This is a genomic window from Kocuria subflava (assembly GCF_012163155.1).
GTDB classification, from domain to species: domain Bacteria; phylum Actinomycetota; class Actinomycetes; order Actinomycetales; family Micrococcaceae; genus Kocuria; species Kocuria subflava.
In genome coordinates this window covers 20,886-35,195 of sequence record NZ_JAAVUN010000025.1, presented here as the reverse complement: position 1 = coordinate 35,195, position 14,310 = coordinate 20,886, and the positions used below count along the sequence as shown (strand labels likewise).

General features: G+C 61.6%; 15 protein-coding genes, 2 tRNA genes and 1 pseudogene. 7 read left to right on the top strand and 11 right to left on the bottom strand.

The genetic code is table 11. The features are described 5' to 3' along the window. The coding region (locus GTW58_RS14365) for a hypothetical protein (RefSeq protein WP_209436529.1) at positions 1–183 on the top strand (183 nt) is incomplete at its 5' end. A gap of 11 nt (positions 184–194) precedes the next feature. Here GTW58_RS14365 and GTW58_RS15035 read toward each other — a convergent pair. From GTW58_RS15035 to GTW58_RS11025, 6 genes and pseudogenes are all read right to left on the bottom strand, one after another. Then, the gene (locus GTW58_RS15035) at positions 195–1,064 is read right to left on the bottom strand and encodes a HEPN domain-containing protein (protein WP_157980546.1); all 870 of its coding nucleotides are present in this window, start codon (positions 1,062–1,064) and stop codon (positions 195–197) included. 117 nt (positions 1,065–1,181) lie between these two features. Then, a pseudogene (locus GTW58_RS15145) lies at positions 1,182–1,661 on the bottom strand (ApeA N-terminal domain 1-containing protein); the annotation flags it as partial. A gap of 3 nt (positions 1,662–1,664) precedes the next feature. Then, positions 1,665–2,654, bottom strand: coding sequence for an acyl-CoA thioesterase (locus GTW58_RS11040; RefSeq protein ID WP_119933476.1), 990 nt, complete (start codon positions 2,652–2,654; stop codon positions 1,665–1,667). A gap of 150 nt (positions 2,655–2,804) precedes the next feature. Beyond that, positions 2,805–3,116, bottom strand: a complete 312-nt coding sequence (locus tag GTW58_RS11035) for a hypothetical protein (protein ID WP_157980545.1) — start codon at positions 3,114–3,116, stop codon at positions 2,805–2,807. Positions 3,117–3,298: 182 nt separating this feature from the next. Next, on the bottom strand, positions 3,299–3,700 hold the full coding sequence (locus GTW58_RS11030; protein ID WP_157980544.1) for a hypothetical protein: 402 nt from the start codon (positions 3,698–3,700) through the stop codon (positions 3,299–3,301). 272 nt (positions 3,701–3,972) lie between these two features. Further along, a tRNA-Ser gene (locus tag GTW58_RS11025) sits at positions 3,973–4,060 on the bottom strand. Between the two features lie 140 nt (positions 4,061–4,200). Between GTW58_RS11025 and GTW58_RS11020 the strand changes: the two genes are divergently transcribed. The 3 genes from GTW58_RS11020 (at position 4,201) to GTW58_RS11010 (ending at position 7,136) form a co-directional block, all read left to right on the top strand. Further along, positions 4,201–5,184: an NAD(P)H-quinone oxidoreductase gene (locus GTW58_RS11020; protein WP_119933480.1), complete on the top strand. Its 984-nt coding sequence runs from the start codon at positions 4,201–4,203 to the stop codon at positions 5,182–5,184. 164 nt (positions 5,185–5,348) lie between these two features. After that, on the top strand, positions 5,349–5,867 hold the full coding sequence (locus GTW58_RS11015) for a hypothetical protein (protein ID WP_119933474.1): 519 nt from the start codon (positions 5,349–5,351) through the stop codon (positions 5,865–5,867). Positions 5,868–6,413: 546 nt separating this feature from the next. Then, complete coding sequence (locus GTW58_RS11010; RefSeq protein ID WP_157980543.1) at positions 6,414–7,136, top strand: DUF559 domain-containing protein; 723 nt, start codon at positions 6,414–6,416, stop codon at positions 7,134–7,136. A gap of 151 nt (positions 7,137–7,287) precedes the next feature. On the opposite strand, the gene GTW58_RS11005 is transcribed toward GTW58_RS11010, so the two are convergent. From GTW58_RS11005 to tmk, 4 genes are all read right to left on the bottom strand, one after another. Further along, positions 7,288–7,360, bottom strand: a tRNA-Thr gene (locus GTW58_RS11005). A 232-nt stretch (positions 7,361–7,592) separates the two neighbouring features. Further along, entirely contained in the window at positions 7,593–9,131 is a 1,539-nt protein-coding gene (locus GTW58_RS11000) for an alpha/beta hydrolase (RefSeq protein WP_119933479.1), read from the bottom strand. An 8-nt stretch (positions 9,132–9,139) separates the two neighbouring features. After that, positions 9,140–10,279: a DNA polymerase III subunit delta' gene (locus tag GTW58_RS10995; RefSeq protein ID WP_047692307.1), complete on the bottom strand. Its 1,140-nt coding sequence runs from the start codon at positions 10,277–10,279 to the stop codon at positions 9,140–9,142. After that, positions 10,276–11,007, bottom strand: a complete 732-nt coding sequence (tmk, locus tag GTW58_RS10990; RefSeq protein WP_370448289.1) for a dTMP kinase — start codon at positions 11,005–11,007, stop codon at positions 10,276–10,278. The genes GTW58_RS10995 and tmk overlap by 4 nt, the downstream gene beginning before the upstream one ends. A 57-nt stretch (positions 11,008–11,064) precedes the next feature. Between tmk and GTW58_RS10985 the strand changes: the two genes are divergently transcribed. From GTW58_RS10985 to GTW58_RS10975, 3 genes are all read left to right on the top strand, one after another. Continuing rightward, complete coding sequence (locus GTW58_RS10985; RefSeq protein ID WP_119933471.1) at positions 11,065–12,216, top strand: trans-sulfuration enzyme family protein; 1,152 nt, start codon at positions 11,065–11,067, stop codon at positions 12,214–12,216. Next, positions 12,213–12,575 (top strand): DUF2516 family protein, encoded by a 363-nt coding sequence (locus GTW58_RS10980; RefSeq protein ID WP_119933470.1) that lies wholly within the window; start codon positions 12,213–12,215, stop codon positions 12,573–12,575. Before GTW58_RS10985 ends, GTW58_RS10980 begins: the two co-directional genes overlap by 4 nt. An 84-nt stretch (positions 12,576–12,659) precedes the next feature. Beyond that, the gene (locus GTW58_RS10975) at positions 12,660–13,415 is read left to right on the top strand and encodes a phosphoglyceromutase (RefSeq protein WP_119933469.1); all 756 of its coding nucleotides are present in this window, start codon (positions 12,660–12,662) and stop codon (positions 13,413–13,415) included. A 149-nt stretch (positions 13,416–13,564) separates the two neighbouring features. Here GTW58_RS10975 and phoU read toward each other — a convergent pair whose 3' ends face one another. After that, complete coding sequence (gene phoU / locus GTW58_RS10970; protein ID WP_047691872.1) at positions 13,565–14,257, bottom strand: phosphate signaling complex protein PhoU; 693 nt, start codon at positions 14,255–14,257, stop codon at positions 13,565–13,567. Positions 14,258–14,310: the final 53 nt, after the last annotated feature.

The window sequence follows — 14,310 nt, the reverse complement described above, 5'->3', positions numbered from 1 at the left end:
AGACCCGCGTTCTCTATCCACCGCCGGACTGAGCGGGCCCGGACTCCTTCTCTGGCTGCTAGCACCTCAACGGGGACACCCTCCAAAGCTTCTTCCAACACCCGAACCCGCCTGGCCAACGCCACCACAGGAGCACCCATGAACAACACCACCAATCAATCCGGTGTTGCACTGACCCCCTGAAACCGCCCCACTCAGGGGCGATCAAACGGCCTACTCGGCGGGTCGTCATTACTGACCGAAGACAACGGCGGAAAGGTTTCATGTGAAGAAAATAACTTCCAGTCAATCCTGTTATTAGGATTAGCTTGCTCAAGACTCCGATTTTGAGGCTTTTGTAAAATATTTTCAACATCGGCGCCTGCTGCCTGGATAAGCTGCAAAGTGATAGCAAGTGTCGTTGTATTTATTACCTGCCATAAAAGATTGACATTCTGCTCAATATTCGTATTTGTCTCAAGCCCATGACTTAATACATTTCTCAGTCTACTCGCAATGTGAGCCCACTCTTCGGGTTGGTGCGATGTAAGAATATGGCATGATTTGGCGCCCAAGGATTCGACTACTGATAAAAGCCTCGATTCAAGTGTGGGTTCTTTGGTTCGAGAGTAGAGTTTAAGAATTCTCTCACGCCTCTTACGATTTATTGGAGTGGGTAAGTTTGCAAGGTCGCTCTTGAGCTGCTCGTAGGCTTCAGGTGGGTCAGTGTCGGTCTGTCCAAGTTTGCGATGGCACGCTTCTAAGGCGTTGACCGCCTGAACCACGCGAGCCTCTAATGTTATTGGCTGGTTGGAGGGGTATAGAAGTGCTGTGGGGATTGGTAGTTGTGTACAGATTTTGCGCCATTCGGGGAAAAAATTGGAAAAATTGATGTCATTGTTATTAAAAATACGAGTTTTATAAGTGCTTGATTGATCCTCTAGTTCCTTGGCATTTACCACGTCTACACTAAACTCAGGCCAGCCGTCGACTCGTTTTTGCGTCGCCGCTGGTGCTAGGCCGATATTGAATGCGGAGCAATCATCCTGGAGGCTGGCCGCCTGGAGCCTTAGAAATGGTTCCATCCACTCGTTGATTAGAGTCTCGAAACGACATTCTTCATTGAGGAGTATTTGGACAACTGCTACTTCGTCTGTGCTTTGACTATAGTTTCCAAAGGAGGTAAGAGTGATATAACAAATACGTATCTTGTGGTCGGGGAATGTAAACTCTACGGGGTCTCGTTGGCCGGATGTTTGTTTACATAGGTGGTATGGCTCTGAGCGAGGCGTCCAGCTGCTCAAGTGGGTGACGGAGAATTGAATGCCCGAATATAATTCTTGCCCACTATCGTGCACCCCCTTCAGTAGAACTTTAGATTTCCAAGTCTCGGTTGTGGAAGTGGTGACGTCTGATCGGTTTCCCGGTAGGGCGCCCATACCCCCTTTGCAATAATGGAAATCCGTGGACCAGAGTGTATAAGGAGTTCCATAACAGTTTCCCAACAAATGGGCCCGTGAGGTGCCTGCAGGGTCCAGAGGATTCCGCAAGCTACCAATGACCTCCAGACACCAGATTCCTGCCCTCAGCTGCACGAATCCGGAGGCCATGCGTTTTTCCGCGCCAGGTGTCCACCAAGCGCCACCGATAGGATCTATTTCAAGACTATCTGTACGATTCAATGCTCAATCCTCCAGCATGTGGTTCGGCAGGCGGTTGCCCGGGGCCCGGCCGCGGATCTCCAACATGTCCCGGGCCAGCTGCCACAGGCGCTTGTCCTCATCCGTGACAGGTTCCCAGGCGGGGATGGGGATGGAGGTGCCTTCGTCGTCGCGAGCCACCATGACGGTGATGCAATTGGTGGTCACCGCCAGCTCCTGCCCCTTGGGATCCCCGGAGCGGACCTCCACCCAGATGTGCATGCCCTTGTTGCCGGTGTAAACCAGGCGGGCGTCCACCTCCACCATGTCCCCGATGTGCAGCGGCTGCAGGAACCGGATGCCGCCGGAGAACACCGCCACGGTGTCCTTGCCGCAGTAGCGTGTGGCGCACAGGTAGGCGGCCTCGTCCATCCATTCCATGACGATTCCACCGTGGACCTTCCCGCCCCAGTTCACGTCCGTGGGTGAGGCCAGGAACCGTAAGATCACACGCTCGGCCTCACCTTCGACGGCAGGGGATTGGGCAGCCAACAGGTCAGTGATCTCATCCCGGATGGGGATGCGATCCAGTGCGTACTGTTGTGCCAGTTCTTGCTCCAGGGTCTGCGGGGTGAAGGTGGGCACGGGAGTGGCCTTGCCGTCGTCGTCAACGGCCACAAAAATCACCAGGCAGCGGGCGCGTTCCTCGAACTTGCCGGATTTGGGATCACCTGAACGGACCACGGTGCTGACGTGCATGGATGAGCGGCCGGTGTGCAGAACTGTGCCGGTGACCTCCACCATCTCGCCAACCTGAACCGGGTAGCGGAAGTGGATGTTTCCCACGTAGGCCGTCACGCAGTAGGCGCCCGCCCAGGCGGTGGCTGCGGCAAAGGCGGCCTTGTCCACCCACTCCAGAACCCGGCCGGCGTCAACCGTGCCGGAATGTCCAAGGTCGGTGGGAGCAGCCAGGAAACGCAAGGTTTCGGTGTAGCGGCGGGGCACGGTAGAAGACGGCGTCTTTGTGGAGTCCATGGGATTCAAGCTACCGGATGGTTGCTCAGTCGGCTGCTGAAGGGGTGCGCCGGGGTGACTAGTGAGCCCACGGTAGGAGGACAGGATCGGGGGTGGGTTGGTCAGGAACGCCGTATGTGTTCATCAGAGCCATTGCGATATCGCGGGTTTTCACGGCATGCGCAATGTGCTTTTGGCAGACCAGGCGATGGCCGCTTGCAACGCGGCGTCCGTACCCAAATGGCCGCCCCGGGTTCCATTTGTTGTTGTCGTGGTAGAACCTTGCAACCCGGCTTGATACATGGAAATACAGGCGATAGTCAACATATTGGACCGCGCTGTCATCAACCCAATCAACTTGCCAGTCCCGGGTGAAAACTCCCTTTTTGGGAGAGGGTTATCGGTGCGGGAGTCAACAAGCAAAGAACCAGATACAGGAAATGCCCAGCGGTGAACAGGGAGATCGCGATCAGGCTGGTCCACAAAAAGATAATGACGGGGAGGGGTGGACGGCTCGCGAGCTGTTCGGACTGGATCTTGAGGAGCAGCCCCCATGCTGCCAGTAGTGCAAGAACCTCTGCTGTGGCGCGCCAGTGGTTGGTTCGGGTCCTGTGGGGCAAGGTGGTCTGCGCCAGTGGGTGGGCTGATCGGGGTGGCTGCTGGCCCTAGGTCCAGATTGTCTTCCGTGCAAGCTCCAGGTCATTCTGGAACCGGGCCACGTTGATCCACTTTGGGCACAGGAATTTCATCCGCTCTCTACGGAAACCCAATACAGGAACACTTGGAACTACCACAAAGAATACAAGTACGTAGGCCATGGTGAATCCCATGGGAAAAAGTTGAAAAATTGCTATGTCAAAATATTCTTGGATGGCTGCAATTGTTGTGAACATGACTAGACTCGTGCCGGCGAGGGCTCCGGACAGGAAGGCCAAAGGGAGCCAGCCGGGCTGCCTCCTGTGCCATACGTCTGGCCCTCGTCCATGCCACGCCAGTATGAATGCTGTGGTGTTGATGGTGGCAATCATCAGTGCTGTGCCCAGGAAGATCAGGGTTTCTGATGTCACCACTGGTTGCTCTCCGGTGTTGTTCAGGTTGGGTCTGCATATGGTCGCGGCAATATCGGCTGGCCCGCGAGGATCATGTTTGTTCAGCTCTGATTAGGGGAAGGTTACCGCGGGTGCAAGGTGGTGCTCTACTGCCTCACCTGAACTTGTGGATGAGCGAATCGCCTCTTGTGTGATGGCTCCGTGAGGTAAGCGGTTTCCGAGACGGTGGGGGAATGCCAAAGGCCCGGTGACCTGCGATTTCTCGCTGACCACCGGGCCTTTGCCTAATGCGGAAGGTGTAGGATTCGAACCTACGGTACGGGATTACCGCACACCGGTTTTCAAGACCGGCTCCTTCGGCCGCTCGGACAACCTTCCATGTACGTCAGTCGGCTCTCACCGCTTCGTACGAGGGAACACGTTAGCACAGTCCGCCGACGCTCTTGCAATACGGTTTTGCGTGAAGTTCGGTGACCCTGCTCACCGACGACGACGCACCCAACCCCCAGGAGAGACCCATGCGTGCAGTTGTGGACACCACCCCGGGTGGACCCGAGGTATTGACGGTCACGGAGCAGCCGGTCCCCACCATGCGACCTGATGGCATCCGGATCCAGGTGACGGCTGCCGGTATCAACCGGGCTGACGTGTTGCAGAGAACTGGTAATTACAAGATTCCTGAGGGTGCCTCCAAGATCTTCGGCCTGGAGGTCTCCGGCATCGTCACGGAAGTCGGCCCAGACGTTGACCCGGAGAGCAACGTGAAGGTCGGGGATCCGGTGTGTGCCCTACTGGATTCAGGCGGATACGCGCAGGAGGTGGTGGCCCCAGCCACCAACGTTGTGCCCGTCCCCGAGGGGACGGATCTTGAAGAGGCGGCCGGCCTGCCGGAGGTTCTGGCCACCGTGTGGTCCAACATCTTCATGGAGGCCCAGGCAAAACCTGAGCAAACTGTCCTGGTTCACGGCGGTTCCGGTGGCATCGGCACTGCGGCCATCCAGATGTGCCGCGGATTCGGCATGACGGTCTTGTCCACGGTCAGCGGCCAGGCCAAAGCGGAGTACGTCCAGAGCTTGGGTGCTGTGCCCATCCGCTACGACCTCCAGGACTTCACCCACGCTGTGCAGGAACTCACCGACGATCGCGGTGCTGATGTCATCCTGGACGTGGTGGGCGCCAAATACCTGGAGTCGAACCTCAAGGCCCTGGCCAAGGACGGGCGTCTGGTGGTGATCGGACTGCAAGGCGGCCGCCGCGCGGAGATTGATCTGGCCAGTGTCATGGGACGCCGTCTGCACTTGATGGGGACCACCTTGCGCGCACGCCCGCAGGATCAGAAGGCGCAGATCATGGCCCAGGTGCACCAGCACGTATGGCCTCTGGTGGAGCGTGGTGACATCAGAGTCCGCATTGATCGGCGATTCAGTCTGGAAGACGTGGCACAGGCGCACGAGTATTTCGACTCAGGCACCCACATGGGCAAGGTCCTGCTCATCCCATGAGAAAGTGCTGCACCTGGTGGCTTCAACGCCGGCGGTCACGGTGCCACAGGGCGGGAGTCCACCACGACGGTGGGCCGCGGCCCTGTGGCGGCACCGCGTCTGAAAACCTGTGGGCACCGAGTCTGAGAACCTGTGGGTACCAAGTCTGAGAACATGTCTGCACCATGGGATTTTTTACAGAGCACCTGGCAAGCCGCCGGGATCAAAAGGAACTGGGCCAGGGCGTTTGGCGGCGGGCGCATGATCGGTTCCGTCGCGGGTTGGACCGGTTCCACCAGGTGCTCGAGCAGATCCAGGACCAGGACCTGCTGGCCCAGGTGGTGCCGGTGGCCAATGACCTTGCGGATCTTCTGCCCAGGGTGCGTCAGATCTGCGTGACCACCCAGGGCTTTGCCCCAGATCAGAACCAAGAGATCCCGCATTCCGACGGCGGATGGCTGCACGATCTCCACCGTGAACTCTCCCGTGCGGGCAACGACCTTGCTCAAGCGGCCGAAGCCCTGGCCATGGCCCGGTTCCGCAGCCCCGGAGTGGATGCCGTACGCGCCAATGAACTCAGCCTCTCCGCTCTGACTCGCCGCACCGACGCCGTGACTGAGCGCGTTCAGCGTGCCGAAAACCTGCTGCGCTCCCGTGGTTTTCGAGCCCCACACCCACCGCCTCGCTCACTTCCCACCGCCTGATCGGTTCCCCACCGCCTGACAAAAACACCCACCAAAGCGTGGGGTCTCGCGGCTTTTGTGGGACCACGACGACGCAGTGGGGTTGCGCTGCACAGCCAGCTCCCACCTTCCCGACGCAATGCCCTCTGTGAGGACCTCCTGCGGCGGTGCTACATCTGGAGTCAGGGTCAGACTCCAGCGCCGCGAACTCCTCACCCAGCCATGTCGGTCGACGACGCTGCCCTGTCATCCACAGATTGACGAACAAGGGGTGTTGGCGCGTCCGGACCACGGAATGCTCCGTGCATGAGAACAACATCCATACATCGCACTCTGGCCGCTGGTGCCCCGGGCCATAGCCAGTCCTCCAGCAGTCAGAATCTGGACCGGCTTCTCACGGGGGAAGAAGTCCTCTCCACCCTGGGCCGATACCCTCGAGCTGATCACGACGGGCGCGACCAGAAACTCGGCTTGCTCCGCATTGAACGGAACGTGTGGGCCCCGTGCTCGTGGTGGCTGTCTTTGAAACCGTGGCAGCGATGCGAACAAGAACACTATGCACTGAGCATGGCTGCGCGACGTCCTCTGATTTTTTGCCGAGAATCGGCTGCGTTGCTCCACGGGTGGCCCGTGCTGACCCTGCCGCGTAGGGCATACACGATCATCGGACACCATGGCACAAGGAGTCACCGCACGGACCGCCGTGTCCAGGCCCATTCGTGGTCCTTGGGCAAAGCTGAGGTCCAAACCTTGGGCGGCGCATTCGTGACCACGCCTGCTCGAACCGCCGCTGATTGTGCGCGAGAGCTGGCGGTGCGTGACGCCGTCGTTGTTCTGGACCACTATGTGCGGGTTGGCGGAACGCGTGAAGGAGTAGAGGCCGTTCTCCAGACCGTGCCAAACCGTCGAGGCGTTCGGCGGGCCCTTGCCGCCCTGGCCCGTTCCAACGGTTTGGCAGAATCTCCCGGGGAGACGCTGAGCAGGCTTGTGCTGGAAGACCACGCGCTGTTGGGGTTCGAACAACAAGTGACGATCGCGACCGCAGGTGGTCGGCACCGGGTTGATTTCGCGTGGGTCAAGGAAAGGGTAGTTCTGGAGTTCGACGGCGGGGTGAAGTACACGGGCCAGTTCGGGACCCCTGAGGCCATTATTCGTGCGGAGCGGCAAAGGGAAAAGGACTTGACCAACGCCGGATGGCGGGTGATTCGAGTCAACTGGGACACGATCGTACGATCCCCGCTGATTCTGGTGGAGTTGCTGCGGGCTGAGTTGGGCCGCGTGGGCAGATGAGCCTGGTCCAGTTCCCACCGCGACGTTGATCTCCCACAAAACCCGCAGAACCCCACGCTGTGGGCGGTGATGTCGCAGCCCGGTGGGGAATTGGCAGCACAGTGGGATGCAGAACGGCCCGCCACCGTGAGGTGACGGGCCGTTGGATCTGAGCCTCCTGCCGGAATCGAACCGGCGACCTATTCATTACGAGTGAATCGCTCTACCGACTGAGCTAAGGAGGCGCTGCACGGGGCATCGCATAACGGTGCTGTCCAGCGCGCACGTTACTTTAGCACCGCCGCGCGCCCAGACCCCAAATCGCCCAGACCCCGAATCACGACGCCGCCCGCTGACCTCCCGCTCGCCGGCCACCTGCATCGCGCCGATCCCGTGCAGGCAGTGAGAGCGGATTCCGTCAGAGACGTGCTGGACTGCCAACGGCAGGCTTCAGTCCGAGATGGCGGGGTCCGGCCGTCATCCACAGACTTGCCCTTCCTCCGGCACATCACCGTCTACCAGGTACGTGTTGACTGCTTCCACCACGCACGAATTGCCGCTGGTGTAGGCACCGTGACCCCAGCCGTCGTAGGTCAACAACCGTGCGTTGCCCAACTGTTCTGTCAGTGCCTCGGCCCACGGGTAGGGGGTGGCCGGATCGTGTTGGGTGCCCACCACCAGGATTTGGGAGTCGCCGTCATAGGTGGCAGGTTCCGCGGAATGCACGGGAGCCACCGGCCAGTCCTGGCAGGCAGCATCCGCGTATCCCAGGTACTGGCCGAACACGGGTGCTGCAGCTTGTAGTTCGTCCTGGTCGTCGTTCATCTGCTGGTCCGTGACGTCACGCGTGTTGTAGTCCAGGCAGTTGACCGCGGAGAACGCAAAGGTGGAGTTGCCCCGGTAGGAGCCGTTGCTGGTGCGCCCGTGATTGGCGTCAGAGAGTCTTTGCAGCGCTGAGTAGTCACCGTCTTGGGCATCGCGCAGCGCCAGGTTGAGTGTGCCGTAGGAGGCGGGACTGTAGAGCGGAACCAGAACACCTTCTGCTGCAGTCACGGTGCTGACCGTGCGGCCCCCTGCGGTGATGGTCTGCTCCAGGGTGCGGTCAAGGATGGTCTGGATCTGTTCCAGACCATCATCCACAGAACCGTCCGTGAAGCACATGTTGTTGTTTTCCGTGCAGTCGCGGACAAACTCCCGCAGGGACTCGTCAAAGGAGCGGGCCTGCCCCAACGTGATCTGGCTGCTGGTCAAGGACGGGTCCACGGCTCCATCCAACACAAAACGTCCCACGCGTTCCGGGAAAAGCTGGGCATAGGTGGATCCCAGCTGTGTGCCGTAGGAGAAACCCAGGTAGTTGGTCTGCGCATCTCCAAGGACTGCACGCATGACGTCCATGTCCCGCGCCACGGATTCGGTGTCCATGTGCTCCAGCACCGGCCCGGAGTTCTCCTGGCAGGCCTGGCCCACGGTGCGGTACTCCTCACGGATCACGTCCATGGAGTCGGTCTGCGGATCAAAGGTGGAGTTCTCCCGCCATTGATCCAGTTCGGAATCACTCAAGCATGTGATCCCGTCAGACCTGAACACACCGCGTGGATCAAAGGACACCACTTGGTAGTTGTCCAGAACGTCCTGGCTGAAGAACGTGGAGGCGTACTGCATCAAGTCCACGCCGGATCCACCGGGGCCACCGGGATTCATGAGCAAAGAGCCCTGTGCGGCGTTTGCGCCACCGGTGGTGCGGGCCATGACCACCGTGGTGGTCTCACCCTGCGGGTCCGCGTAATCCACGGGGACGGTCAGATCGGCGCACTCCAGATCCGTGCCGTTGTCCACCTGGTCACACTCGCCCCAGCTCAGCTCCTGTTGGTAGAACCTGGACAAGGCTGCATCGGTTCCATCCAGGGCATCGGGGGAGGAACCGGTGGAGTCCGAACTGCCACCCTGTGAGCACCCCACCAACAGCACGGCAGCACAGAGCCCGGCCGCAAGGGACCTCCCGGTTTTTTGGTTCACCACCCACTTCACAGCAGTGACACCGCCATGGCTTCAAAAGCCAAGCCCGCTGCCGCATTGGTGCGAATCCGGGCCCGCGTCCGGCTGATCACGTCAATCCGTTTCAAGGATTCCTCCGGTGCGCTGTTGAGGGCGTAGTCACGTAGATCTTCCGCCAGGTGGGTGTTGATCAACTCGGATCCGGTTCCCAACTGCACGGTGAGCACGTCCCGGTAGAACGTGGTCAGGTCAATCAGAAAACGATCCAGGGTGTCCGTGCGGATCCGCTTGGCGCGGCGCTTCTGATCGTCCTCCAGCCGCTTCAGCGCACTGCGCACGTTCGGTGGCATCCGGCCAGATTCAGGGGCCCCCAGGGCCACCAAAAGATGAGCTTTTTCGTCCTCGTGACGAGCTTGCGCATCAGCTGCGGCTTCCTCTTCCGCAAGCTTGGTCAGCCGGTCTGCTTCCCGGACGGCATCGGCAACGCCGCCCAGGCGCAGGGGCATTTCCACCACTTGGCGTCGCCTCTGGCGGGCGTCGTCGTAGTGAGCGAGCCTGCGGGCCACGCCCACGTGCGACTGCGCAAGCCGCGCACACTCCATGGCCAACGGTGCTGGAACACCGTCACGGGTTTCCAGCAGATGCGCCACGGCATCCACGGGCGGGATCCGCAAGGTCACCGGACGGCAACGGGACCGGATGGTCACCAACACATCCATGGGGCTGGGGGCGCACAGCAGCCAGATGGTGTTGGGCGGCGGTTCCTCAATGGCCTTGAGCATCACGTTGGAGGTGCGTTCCACCATGCGGTCCGCATCTTCCACCACCAACACGCGCCACCGGCCCACGGATGGTTTGTCCTGCGCGCGAACCACCAGCTCGCGGGCATCATCAATGCGGATCTCGTTGTGCTCGGTGCGGAAGTGTGTCAGATCCGCGTGTGATCCGGAGGCCACCGTGCGGCAGGCGGCGCAGTGGCCGCAGCCGCGCTGAGCGGGATCGGTCTGCTCACACAACAGGGCTGCGGCCAAGGCCAGGGCAGCGCTGGACCGGCCAGAACCAGGTGGTCCGGTGAACAGCCAGGCATGGGTGGGGTTTGGGTCCTGTGCTGCACGCTGCAGTTGGTGCACCACGGAATCCTGACCCACCAGTTCATCCCAGACACTCACGGTGTGCTCCGTCCGGCAGCCGCCTGATCACCCAGATTGCGCTCCGCAAGCAACTGTGTGACACGCTCACTGATCTGCTGCGCAAGCACGGGAATGGGCTGATCAGCGGCCAGGACCAGGTAGCGCTGCGGCGAATCCTGAGCCAGCGCCAAAAAGGCTTGCCGGACGTCATGGTGGAAGTCCTGGGACTCCTGTTCCATGCGGTCCTCAGCGCGGGTGGAGCGGCGTTGCCGTCCCGTGGCAGCACTGACGTCCAACAGCACCGTCAAATCAGGCATCACGCCGTGAACGGCCCACGCGTTGAGATCCCGGATCACGGAGGTACCCAGTCCACGGCCGGCACCCTGATAGGCCACGGAGGAGTCCAGGAAACGGTCCGTGATCACCACGGCGCCGCGTTCCAGGGCGGGTCGAATCACGGTCTCCACGTGGGAACTGCGGGATGCGGCAAACAGCAAGGCCTCCGTGCGCGGGTCCACGGGGGCGAACTGTGGGTCCAGCACCAGATTCCTCAGGCGTTCACCCAGATCGGACCCCCCTGGTTCACGCGTGGTCAGCACTTCCAGGCCACCCTGGGCAAGGCCGCGCGCCAGGCGCTTGATCTGCGTGGACTTTCCGGCACCGTCACCACCTTCCAGCGCAATGAACAATCCCGCGCGCGGCACCGAAGGATCAGGCTCACCTGCGGCGGATCCGAGGGGGTAGCGGGGAAAGTCGGCGGAAGTCACGGCACAACTGTAACGGCGGGAACAGACAACACAGCGCTCGGATCTAAGGTTGTGGACATGGCCGAAACTCATGATCTGCACCCGGACACCGTCGTCGTCGCCGGGGGGCGCCCCGCGCCTGCTCACGATGCCCCCGTCAGCCCCTCCTTGGTGCTGACCTCCACCTACAGAGGCATCAGTGACATGACTGATGCGGACCGCGGTTACGCACGCATGTCCAACCCCACCTGGGACGACTTTGAGGGTGTCCTGGGCCGCCTGGAAGGTTCGGACCTTCCCGCTCTGGCCGTGGCCTCCGGTCTGGCTGCGGTTGCCGCGGTCATGTCCCTGGTGCCCGCCGGGGGCCGGGTGGTCATGCCCACGCACGCCTACCAAGGCTCCCAGGTCCTGGTTGACGACGCCGCTGCCGCCGGTCACCTCACTGTGACCCGAGTGGACGTCACGGACACCCAGGCAACGCTGGAAGCGGCCCGTGGCGCGGATCTGCTGTGGCTCGAATCGCCCACCAATCCCATGCTGGAGATCGCGGACCTTCCCGCTCTGCTGGCCACCACCCGCCGGGAGGGCATTCTGACCGCGGTGGACAACACCTTTGCCACCCCGCTGCTGCAGCAACCGCTGGGCCTGGGGGCGGAGATCGTGATCCATTCGGTGACCAAGTACCTGGCAGGGCACTCGGACGTCGTGCTGGGGGCCGTGGTCACCTCCAACCCTGAATTGCGCGTCACGCTGCAACACCACCGGAGCATTCACGGGGCCGTCGCCGGACCTTTCGAAACCTGGCTGGCGTTGCGCGGGGTCCGCACCTTGGCCCTGCGCGTCGAGCGCAGCAACCAGACAGCCCTGGAGCTGGCCGGCCGCCTGGACCGACACCCCGCCGTGTCCCGGGTTCGTTACCCCGGCCTGCCCCAGGACCCCGGCCATGAGCGTGCCGCAGCGCAGATGCGCGGGGGTTACGGCGCCGTCATCAGCATGGAGCTGGACACGGACGCCGCCGGTGCACAGCACGTGGTGGAGGCCTTGGGCCTCTGGACCCCGGCAACGTCCCTGGGCGGGGTGGAATCGTTGATCGAACGACGACGCCGCCACCACGACGAACCTGACTCCGTTGCCGAATCCCTGCTGCGACTGTCTGTGGGAATCGAGAACGTGGAGGACCTGTGGGCGGATCTGACCCAGGCGCTTTCGACCGTTAAGCTCGGGTCATGATTTCTTCACCGTTCCACTTCCTGATTGCCCAAGTTGTCTCCTGGAGCAACGTGGCGGTCCTGGTGTTCGTTGCGGTGATCTGCTCTCTTGCCTTCATCCACTGCCTGACCCGGACCAAGGCTGTCCAGTTCGAACGTGCGTTCAAGCGCACACGGAACTTCTGGTTGGCCGTCACGGGTGCATGTTCTGCCGTGACCGTGCTCAGTGCGGTGCCGGCCCTGATGGCGGCGGTCTCGGGCGGTCTGAACCTGGGTGGTGGCTACTTCATCGCCTTGCTCACCGCCACCGTGTGTGGTGTCTACCTGGTGGACGTCAAGCCCGCCGTGGATGTGGAGTCCCAGGGCCCCTCCGCCTGGTGAGTTGGCGTGGCCTGAGCCTTAACTCTCAGACACAGGGCGGCAACTTGGTCTCAAGCACCGTGTGCCCGATGAAATACTGAGGTCATGGCTACTGAAGCAAAGTACAAGCTGATCCTGCTGCGCCACGGGCAGTCGGATTGGAACGAGAAAAACCTGTTCACCGGTTGGGTGGACGTCCCGCTGACGGAGAAGGGCAAGCAGGAGGCCGCACGCGGCGGAGAGCTGCTCAAGGAGCGCGACATCCTCCCGGACATCGTGCACACCTCCCTGTTGCGCCGCGCGATCATGACCGCCAACCTGTCCCTGGACTCGGCTGACCGCCACTGGATCCCGGTCAAGCGGTCCTGGCGCCTGAACGAGCGTCACTACGGGGATCTGCAGGGCAAGGACAAGACCCAGGTCCGTGACCAGTATGGTGAAGAGCAGTTCATGACCTGGCGCCGTTCCTACGACGTCCCGCCGCCCGAGCTGGACGACAACGACGAACACTCCCAGGCTCACGATCCCCGTTACGCAGACGTTCAGAACGCCCCGCGCACCGAGTGCCTCAAGGACGTCCTGGAGCGTTTCCTGCCGTACTGGGAGGAGCAGATCGTTCCGGACCTCAAGGCTGACAAGACCGTGCTGGTGGCTGCCCACGGCAACTCCCTGCGCGCACTGGTCAAGCACCTGGACGGCATCTCGGATGATGACATCGCCGGGCTGAACATCCCCACGGGCATCCCGCTGTACTACGAGCTGGATCAGAACTTCAAGCCCGTCACCCCCGGTGGCGAGTACCTGGACCCGGAGGCAGCTGCTGCCAACATCCAGGCCGTGGCCAACCAGGGCAAGAAGTAACCCCTCAACCACAGACAACGACGCCGACACTCACGTGAGTGTCGGCGTCGTTGTCTGTGTGGGCGCTGGGACCACGCTTTTGCCGGTGTCCCAGCGGCAACGGGGGCCGAAACCGAGTTGTGAACGGCCCTCATGGGCCGGGGCGGGGCTCAGTTGGCGCTGATGTGACCGTGTCCGGTGGGGCGATCCATGGTGGCGGACGGAGTCCATTCACCGGTCACCAGGTAAGCCACCTTGCGGGCCACGGACACCCCGTGGTCACCAATGCGCTCCAGGTAACGGGCGGAGAGGGTGACGTCCACGGCGGTGCTGACCGGAGAGTCCCAGGAGTCGCTGCCCAGGGCATTGAACACTTCCTGGTGGAGGGCGTTGACCTCACCCTTTTGGGTGTAGATGTCATCAGCCACGGACATGTCCCGGGTCTCCAAGATCTGGATGACGCCCTGGATGATCTGCAGGTCCAGATCGAACATGCGGCGGAAGGTCTCTTCCAACTGCTGCGGCAGAACGGGCTCGGGGTAGCGGCGTCGTGCATCCTGCGCCAGGTGACGGGCAAGGTCGCCCATGCGCTCCAAGGAGGAGCTCATGCGCAGAGCACCCACGATCATGCGGAGGTCGGAGGCCACGGGGGACTGCAGGGCCAGGATGTCGATCGAACGCTCGTCCAGCTCGTTCTGCATGAAGTCGATCCGGGCATCCCCGGCAATGACTTCCTGTGCGGTTTCCAAATCGGCCTCCAGGAAGGCCTGGCGGGCCTCGGTCAGGGCCTTGTGCACCAGGGTGGCGATCTCCACCAGTTCCTCGCCAACCTGCTTGAGTTCTGCCTGGAAAACTTCGCGCATCACGCGCTCCTCTCAAATCTTGTGCCCACTGCTGTGCTGCGGCGGGTGCCGAG

Coding starts and splice junctions, on each gene's coding strand:
- GTW58_RS15035 (WP_157980546.1), bottom strand. CDS start 1,064: ATGGAACCATTTCTAAGGCTCCAGGCGGCCAGCCTCCAGGATGATTGC.
- GTW58_RS11040 (WP_119933476.1), bottom strand. CDS start 2,654: ATGGACTCCACAAAGACGCCGTCTTCTACCGTGCCCCGCCGCTACACC.
- GTW58_RS11020 (WP_119933480.1), top strand. CDS start 4,201: ATGCGTGCAGTTGTGGACACCACCCCGGGTGGACCCGAGGTATTGACG.
- GTW58_RS11015 (WP_119933474.1), top strand. CDS start 5,349: ATGGGATTTTTTACAGAGCACCTGGCAAGCCGCCGGGATCAAAAGGAA.
- GTW58_RS11010 (WP_157980543.1), top strand. CDS start 6,414: ATGGCTGCGCGACGTCCTCTGATTTTTTGCCGAGAATCGGCTGCGTTG.
- GTW58_RS10985 (WP_119933471.1), top strand. CDS start 11,065: ATGGCCGAAACTCATGATCTGCACCCGGACACCGTCGTCGTCGCCGGG.
- GTW58_RS10980 (WP_119933470.1), top strand. CDS start 12,213: ATGATTTCTTCACCGTTCCACTTCCTGATTGCCCAAGTTGTCTCCTGG.
- GTW58_RS10975 (WP_119933469.1), top strand. CDS start 12,660: ATGGCTACTGAAGCAAAGTACAAGCTGATCCTGCTGCGCCACGGGCAG.
- phoU (WP_047691872.1), bottom strand. CDS start 14,257: ATGCGCGAAGTTTTCCAGGCAGAACTCAAGCAGGTTGGCGAGGAACTG.